This is a genomic window from Actinomycetota bacterium, assembly GCA_023488435.1.
Taxonomy (GTDB): domain Bacteria; phylum Actinomycetota; class Coriobacteriia; order Anaerosomatales; family UBA912; genus UBA912.
The window spans coordinates 1-7,374 of record JAMDCK010000005.1 but is presented as its reverse complement, the minus strand read 5'-3'; the positions used below and the strand labels follow the sequence as shown (position 1 = coordinate 7,374).

The 7,374-nt window shown below is 57.2% G+C and carries 10 protein-coding genes; 3 read left to right on the top strand and 7 right to left on the bottom strand.

Annotation, left to right across the window (positions count from 1 at the left end):
* The 7 genes from M1617_00565 to M1617_00535 all read right to left on the bottom strand — a co-directional run.
* Positions 1-433: virulence RhuM family protein (locus tag M1617_00565; GenBank protein ID MCL5886791.1), on the bottom strand; the 433-nt coding region annotated here is incomplete at its 3' end.
* Between the two features lie 2 nt (positions 434-435).
* Positions 436-2,361, bottom strand: coding sequence for a site-specific DNA-methyltransferase (locus M1617_00560; protein ID MCL5886790.1), 1,926 nt, complete (start codon positions 2,359-2,361; stop codon positions 436-438).
* A 117-nt stretch (positions 2,362-2,478) separates the two neighbouring features.
* Positions 2,479-3,216: a hypothetical protein gene (locus M1617_00555; protein MCL5886789.1), complete on the bottom strand. Its 738-nt coding sequence runs from the start codon at positions 3,214-3,216 to the stop codon at positions 2,479-2,481.
* A gap of 162 nt (positions 3,217-3,378) precedes the next feature.
* Positions 3,379-4,059, bottom strand: a complete 681-nt coding sequence (locus tag M1617_00550; protein ID MCL5886788.1) for a hypothetical protein — start codon at positions 4,057-4,059, stop codon at positions 3,379-3,381.
* A gap of 156 nt (positions 4,060-4,215) precedes the next feature.
* The gene (locus tag M1617_00545; GenBank protein MCL5886787.1) at positions 4,216-4,830 is read right to left on the bottom strand and encodes a hypothetical protein; all 615 of its coding nucleotides are present in this window, start codon (positions 4,828-4,830) and stop codon (positions 4,216-4,218) included.
* Positions 4,831-4,964: 134 nt separating this feature from the next.
* Positions 4,965-5,582 (bottom strand): abortive infection system antitoxin AbiGi family protein, encoded by a 618-nt coding sequence (locus M1617_00540; GenBank protein MCL5886786.1) that lies wholly within the window; start codon positions 5,580-5,582, stop codon positions 4,965-4,967.
* Between the two features lie 294 nt (positions 5,583-5,876).
* Positions 5,877-6,098 (bottom strand): DUF2188 domain-containing protein, encoded by a 222-nt coding sequence (locus tag M1617_00535; protein ID MCL5886785.1) that lies wholly within the window; start codon positions 6,096-6,098, stop codon positions 5,877-5,879.
* A 358-nt stretch (positions 6,099-6,456) separates the two neighbouring features.
* Between M1617_00535 and M1617_00530 the strand changes: the two genes are divergently transcribed.
* The 3 genes from M1617_00530 to M1617_00520 all read left to right on the top strand — a co-directional run.
* A complete protein-coding gene (locus M1617_00530; protein ID MCL5886784.1) occupies positions 6,457-6,711 on the top strand; it encodes a ribbon-helix-helix protein, CopG family in 255 nt (84 codons plus the stop codon).
* Positions 6,708-7,097, top strand: a complete 390-nt coding sequence (locus tag M1617_00525) for a type II toxin-antitoxin system VapC family toxin (protein MCL5886783.1) — start codon at positions 6,708-6,710, stop codon at positions 7,095-7,097. The genes M1617_00530 and M1617_00525 overlap by 4 nt, the downstream gene beginning before the upstream one ends.
* Before the next feature lie 90 nt (positions 7,098-7,187).
* The coding region (locus tag M1617_00520) for a PIN domain-containing protein (protein ID MCL5886782.1) at positions 7,188-7,374 on the top strand (187 nt) is incomplete at its 3' end.

Below are 7,374 nucleotides of genomic sequence, written 5' to 3'. Positions count from 1 at the left end.
ACTGCTCGAAATACACTCCGGAATCCGGGTTCTTCAGGCGCTCGTCGTCCAGGGTGAAGCCCTTGACGAGGTATTCGCGCAGGCGCTCCGTGGCCCAGCGGCGGAACTGCGCCCCGCGCAGCGAGCGAACGCGATACCCAACGGCGAGGATGGCGTCGAGGTTGTAGTGCTTGACAGCTCGCTGGACTTCTCGCGAACCCTCCTGGCGAACTTGTAAGAATTCCTTACAGGTTGCCGCTTCCTCGATCTCCCCGTCTGCAAACAGCGCCTTGAGGTGCAGCGTGATGTTCTGAGGCGTGGTCTGGAAGAGCTCCGCCATCAACGCCTGGCTCAGCCACAGGCTCTCATCCGAGAACCGGCACTCGACGCGGGTGTGCCCGTCGTCTGTCTGATAGAGGATGATCTCGCCGGTGGACTCGTGCGGCCTTTCCATCGCTACAGGCTCCGCACGTTCTTGAGATCGTGCTGTTCCAGAATGGCGGCGAGGTTGGTCTTGGCCACGTCGTCGGCGAAGGCACTGTCGCGGAACACGCAGGTGGTGTCGCCCGCTGGGGCGAGTTCCTTGTGCCAGTCGACGATGTCCTGTGCCAGCGGCTCCACTTCTTCTTGGGTGATCTGGGTCGCGAGACAGGCCAGCAGCACACCGCCGCCGATGCTGTGCACGGCCTTGCCTACAACGGTACGGGTTTCGATTGGCACGCAGAGATCGAGGCCCAGCTTGAGGAGCAGCTCGTAGAGGATGTCCTGCTCGGTACGGTCGGCCTTCAGGTGATCGATGGAATCGAGCAGCGTCTGGTCAAGGTCATCGCGGTCCGGTTCCCACTCGTGGATGTTGCTGGAATCGAGCTTGAAGACGCGAAAGCCGCGGTCGCCCGCGAAGGACGGGTTCTCCTCCTTGATCTTCTTCGCTGCACGGCGCAGGCGCTCTTTGGTCAGCTCGGCGATGTTGCGCGGCTTGCCGAGGTTATCGCAGCATTCAGCGGCAAGTCTCTGTTCTTTCACTTCGGAGTCAAGCGGCTCAGGCAACTGGACCAAGATGAACCTACGATTCCCACCATCATTTGAATTTTGGGCCATGGCGGCGTGGCCGGTGGTCCCTGACCCAGCAAAAAAATCGAGGACAATATCTTGCCCACTCGAAGATGTCCCGATGTCGAGCATCCGCTTTACAAGCCTGGTTGGCTTTGGGTTTGAAAACGGAACGCCAGCATCGGCGAACAATGACTTCACTTCCTGCGTTGCTTCTTGATTGTGCCCGCAGTCCTTATGAAACCAGATTGTCTCAGGAACAACACCCTCGCTGACTGCGGAAAGGTAGCGCTTTCTGCGCGGCTTGCTTCCACCGTCCGCCCCGAACCATACTTGGCCAACACGAATCAACTCACGCATTTCGTCTTCTGGATGTCTCCAACTTGTGCCTGAATCGGGTGTCCACCTCGTGCCTGTTGGGCCAACAATCGTGTAGACACAGTTGTCCCTATGTTCCATGCGAAGCAGATCGCTAGAGGCCCAAGCGCCACGAGGGTCATTATCCGGATTCTTGTATCGTGCGAGAGCATCTCCGCCTCGGGCCAACAGATTGCGATTCCAGCTGAACTTGTTCTTAGCAAATACCACTATGAAATCGTGTCGTTCTGAAAAGTACTTCTCGTCGTTTTGTGGAGCAAACTTCTTCTCCCAAATTACGTTCGCGACGAAGTTCTCTGCTCCAAAGATGTCGTCCATTGTCGTTCTTAGGTGAGCGATCTCTCCATCGTCTAGCGAAACGAACACTGCGCCGTCCTCTCGAAGCAAACTCCTCGCAAGTTTCAGCCTCGGATACATCATGTTCAGCCAGTCGGTGTGAAACCGCCCACTGGCCTCGGTATTACTGCTGATCTTCGTTCCGCCCTCCACCTGTCCGGTCAACTCCATGTAGTTTCGGATGTTGTCCTTGAAGTTGTCCGGGTAGACGAAGTCCTTGCCGGTGTTGTACGGCGGATCGATGTAGATGAGCTTGACCTTGCCCGCGTAACTCTTCTGCAGCAGCTTCAGCACCTCAAGGTTGTCGCCTTCAATCATCAGGTTCTGCGTGGTGTCCCAGTCAACGCTGTCCTCAGGCGCTGGGCGCAAAGTGCCGGTCGAAGGCGTGAGCGCAAGTTGGCGGGCGCGTCGCTTGCCGTGCCAGTTCAGGCCGTACTTCTCGTCGGTGTCGCTGACCGTCTTGTCGCCCACCAGTTGCTTGAGCACGTCCACGTTCACTGCTGCGCCGTCTGGCCCCTCGGTAAGAAGTTCTGGGAAGAGTGCTTTGAGCCGCTCGATGTTCTCAACAACGAGGTCGGGGCTCATGGTTTCTGGGTCGGCCGCAGTCAGCTTCTTCATAGAATCCTCGCTCTTCATGGTCTGGCGAGCGCGGCGGCCCTGCTGGCATCGGCACGCCTTCGTTCCAGGTTGGACACGACTTACCTGAGTACCTGCTTCCCCTTTATCGCGAACGCATCACCGATCACACGTCGGCGGGTCACTTGAGATTGGAGTATACCCCAACGAGCGTCGTGTCTGTGGGGGCGGGTTGGTCCGACTCATGCCACCTAGCCTAGCTACTTTTTCCTTGCGCACCTCTAAGCTTCCGAACTCTGATTCCCACTCCTGAACCAACGATCTAACCCTTGGCGTGTAGCCAAGGCAATGATCCCCCAGGGCCGGCACATGCCTAGGAGCCAACTCAATTAGATGCGCAATCGTACTGAGCGCGATACCAAGACACATCTTTGCATTCTCATGCCGAAACGCAACGACCCGCCAATCCGTGTACGAGCTAAGTTCGTCGTACAGCTCCGGTGCATCGTGCCCGGCTGATGGATGCACGCACAAGTCCCTCCCCTCAAACAGTTGGCACAAACTCTGCCTCATTTCCTCAAAGCGTGGGTTCTGTAGTTTGAAGGCCTGGCGGAACACTTCGCTGATCCGCTTGGGCCGCGCGAGTTTGTTGTCATTCCATTTCGCGACGGTTTCGGGCGGAATGTCTATGTAGTCCTTGGTCATAGCGTAGAAAGCTTCAACTGCCACAGCGGCCGCCACGACGCATTGCATGCTGGAAACAAAAACTCGATCCATTTCGTAGATTTTTTGTTCGTTGTCCGCGGTATCCGAAGCGGCCAACAGGGCCCCGTGTGCAACTTTCGATTCACGCAGATGTTGAAATGCGATTCGAAGCCAGTAGAGGTACAGGGTCACGGTAATCCGCACCAGCGAACCGTCAAGAGGGGTACCACGCCATTTTGGACCCAGGCTACAGCTACTATTTTCGGGCATTAGAACTCCTGGTTAGGTTAGTTATCGAACACACATTCGGCCCAAGTCTACCATACGAGTCGCGTTAACTATGCCCAGCGCCAGCTACAGTCCTACCTCTGATTGCGCCTCATCGAGTGCTGCCATTCCTGCATTGAAAATATCTCCTGCTCGATTTGAGAGTACTGATTGGTCCTGACCGGTCGCGATTGCCAGACACGACACCGCTTCTTCCGCTAGAAAACACATGACTGAGAATAGAGTCGTGAGATTCACAAGCAAGACGGCTGGCATAAAGACCTGCTGGAGCTGTAGTTCTGGCGATTCTGCGGAGTTCCTCGACACACAATGACGCAAAGCGTGCACGCCTAATGATGCATGGGAGGCCTCTTGGTTCAAGTGGTCTCGGATCCGCTTAAACTCACTTCCTATGCTCCTTGCAATCTCGCCGGCCTTTGGTTTCGAGTCAACGATGGATTCAACGCGATAGGGATCCTGAATGAGATATTCAAGCAGCTCGACAACTTCGAGAAGTGGGCGAAAAAGCGCGCCTCCTTCTTGTGCCAGAGAGTCAAGGCATAAACTGAATAGGCCGTGCGTCAGGTTGCGTCCTTTTACAACGATGAGCGAGGTGACTAGAGAAAAGTGCGAATCAGCCGCGAGTAGCTGGATGGCGCACTCGTCAACTAGGACAAAACAGTCCTCAAATGCACGGACGACGCTAAGGGCGCGCTCTTGAAGAAACTCGTGAGCATCATTGCGGCTTTTCCATAGCTCATCCATCATGCTTCATTTCGTGGCCCTCTCACTACTAGATGACCTACCCGATTCCGTGCTCGCGATTCAGGCTCTCGATGCGGTCAATCCAGTACTGGCGCTCGCCATCTAAGGCCTCGCACTCCAATCCAGCATCTCACTTGGAAACTCTACCACGCAGACTCGTCAGACCTCAGCCCGCGCAGCGACTTCGACGAGCGCGTACCGGAACCGAGGCACCCCTTCCTGCGTTGACCCGTAGTCGCGCCACGCCACCCGGTGTTTGTTACCAAGTTGAACCGGCGACTCCCGACCGCGCATCGTACCCGCGCCGGTGTGGCCGGCCCATGGCAGTTCACCCGTCGCCGTCCGCCCCTCGTGCATGTGGAACGCTTCCGCGCACGTGCCCTCACGCGATGGCTCGTTCCAGTAGTTTTGATCGTTGGTTAGGAAGATGACCGCGCCGGTGGTGCCCTCTCGGTATGAGCGAACCTTTTCGACCCGCTCGACATCCTTCCAGAAGTCATACTTTCCGGTGTCCTGCGCTCCCTGATCCGCGAGTTCGAACCGCTCTCCGGCGATGCCGATTGTCGCCCGCTTGGTCTTGTATTTGAGCTCGATCGCGCAATGTACACCGTCGAGCGTGAGCCAGATATCAGTGTAGACAGATTGTCCTGGAAGAGGCCGGTACTCGAGTCGGATGTCGGCAGCAGGCAACTCGCGCGCAAGCTGCATCGCCAAGGCGTGCTGGAAGTCGGCCTCGGAGTGGAATACCGGCCTCAGCCCAGCGAGGTCATCCATCAAGCGGGGAAATCCAAGCACTGGTCCTCCAGTCGTCCAACGTTGTCCAGTTTCCGTTGCACTATGCCACTCGGCCGCGATCACGCTCCAAGCCCCACTCTTCCGGCAGCATATTGGTTGCTGGAGTGTCAGGGCTAGGCTCTCAGCTCAGCCAGCACGCGCTTCCTTTCCCACCGAGCGTCTAGGAACTTGCATTCATAGCAAGGTCCGAGGTTCTCTGCTCGCGCGTCTTCAAAGAACGCCCGAGCAGCGTCATGTAACTCTTCAGGGATGAAGAGGAAGGAGGGCTCGACTTGGTTGAAGCACAAGTGTCCCACGTGCCGCCACTCTCGCTCCCAACGAAATGGTCCATTCGGCCCAGCACCAACGAACTCGATGAAGGGCGTGATGGACCAGGCGGGATTCTGAGGGGAAGCGCTGCTTTCGGAAGGAAGTATGACCTCCAGGACAGCTGCCGCAGCTTCGCTGTCTGGCTCTACGTACCAGACCGAACCGCCGCCCCTGGAGATGATGAAGTCCTTGGAGAACGCAATTCCGTAAGGACCTCGATTGCGGATGATTCGGTCAAGGACGTCCAAGGGTGCCTCGCTGAAACAGACGACTTTTTGGGAGTCGGGATTGGGTGCCAGAGTGGCGGCGATGCCGTACGGACCAGATGCGCGAAGCATCCCGGAGCCAAGGATGGAGAGCATGACATCGTACGCTGAGGCGCTGCAGGACGATCTGGTGAAATGGACCACGTAGTCCGACATGTCAGACAACTCGGAGCTGCACGTCTCCACTTCGTTCCCAATCTAGTCGCTCGAACAACATTTATCCGTAGCCGCATAATACTTCAGCTGCGTCACCCCTGCGGCATAAGCGCCGGTGAGGGTATATCGCTTCTGTGTATCCGCCAAGGGTCAACCCAGGCAGCCGACGGACACTGTGCACATCGTGCCTTCTTGAGCGAATCGGCATAAATCTTGTTGGCTTCAAAGAAGTGCTTTTCATGGGAAAGGGTTGCCCATGGGGTACCCTTAGGCAGGTGCGGACGATTGGCTTAGCTATCCCTTAGGCGGGAATGGGTCTTTTCCGTAACTCTCGGCATCCCGGATCTGTCCGTTGGGGCGATGGATCACAAGCTCGGCATTCTGGTTCCGAGCGATGGTCCGCCCGCGCTCAATTGCCTCAGCCTGGGTGTCGAAAGTCTCCGTCACTCGGCTGCTTCCTTCGCGGCGGACGGCCCACTCGCCCTTGTGCCGCACCACGTGTTGCCTAGGCATCATTTCGCTCGCTTTCTGCGACCTGCGCCCTACACCAGCCTCCCGGAATGGGATATTCTGATGTTGTTGTGCCGCCAGGCCGCGTTCTCGAAGCCCCGTTGCTGCGGGGCTTCTTGCTGTTCTGTCAACGTGCAATCCGCACCTGCCAGACGTATTGTACCATGCAAACCACAATATATAGTATGTATACCTGCAAAATTTAACAGTGGCGTTCAATATATTGTGTGCGTCACAAGTATTCTACCGACTCAGACACCAGCTACGCCGAACTGAAACCGCTCCTTCGCGGCTGAAGCGCGCCCGATGGACGCAAACACCTCCGTGATGTATACTCACGATGTATATTCGACGGAGGTGCTTCATGAAGCGAACCCAAATCTACCTCACCGAGCGAGAGCATACGGCGGTCAAGTCGATCGCGCGGCGCCTGGGCAAGACCCAGAGCGAAGTGATTCGGACGGCAGTGGATAGGTTCATCGACCGCGAAGAGCCCGCTAATCGCCTAGACCTTCTGCGCAGCGCCAGGGGGCTGTGGAGCGACCGTCAGGATCTGCCCGACGCAGATGAGCTGCGCCGCGAATGGGACCGGCTGGATACCGGGGTTGACGATCAGTGACGGCAAACCGCCTCCTCCTAGACACAGATGTGATCATCGAATACCTACGCGGTCGCGATGAGGCGGTTCGATACATCGAATCTCTCGAAGGCGAGCTGTACGTCTCGGCAATCACCGTCGCGGAACTCTATTCGGGCGTGAGGGGTAGCGATGAGGAGGCCGTACTCGAGCGCTTCCTCGATGCGTTCGAGGTCATTCCGATCGACCGGGCGCTCGCCCGTCTCGGCGGTCTGTGCAGGCAGCGCTGGCGGCCGACTCACGGTACGGGACTAGCTGATGCGATTGTGGCGACTTCGGCAGAGTCCGTAGGGGCGGTGCTGGTGACATTCAACAAGCAGCATTTTCCCGGGGCCAAGGATATCATCGTCCCATATACCCGCAGCTGAGCGGTGCGCGACTCACGCTGCATACAGCTTCTGCTTCGTCCGATTGACATTCTCGCGGATGTAGCGATTCTTGAGCGCGGTTGACGATCAGTGACGGCAAACCGCCTCCTCCTAGACACAGATGTGATCATCGAATACCTACGCGGTCGTGATGAGGCGGTTCGATACATCGAATCTCTCGAAGGCGAGCTGTACGTCTCGGCAATCACCGTCGCGGAACTCTATTCGGGCGTGAGGGGTAGCGATGAGGAGGCCGTACTCGAGCGCTTCCTCGATG

Coding starts and splice junctions, on each gene's coding strand:
- M1617_00560 (MCL5886790.1), bottom strand. CDS start 2,361: ATGAAGAAGCTGACTGCGGCCGACCCAGAAACCATGAGCCCCGACCTC.
- M1617_00550 (MCL5886788.1), bottom strand. CDS start 4,059: ATGATGGATGAGCTATGGAAAAGCCGCAATGATGCTCACGAGTTTCTT.
- M1617_00545 (MCL5886787.1), bottom strand. CDS start 4,830: ATGGATGACCTCGCTGGGCTGAGGCCGGTATTCCACTCCGAGGCCGAC.
- M1617_00540 (MCL5886786.1), bottom strand. CDS start 5,582: ATGTCGGACTACGTGGTCCATTTCACCAGATCGTCCTGCAGCGCCTCA.
- M1617_00535 (MCL5886785.1), bottom strand. CDS start 6,098: ATGATGCCTAGGCAACACGTGGTGCGGCACAAGGGCGAGTGGGCCGTC.
- M1617_00530 (MCL5886784.1), top strand. CDS start 6,457: ATGAAGCGAACCCAAATCTACCTCACCGAGCGAGAGCATACGGCGGTC.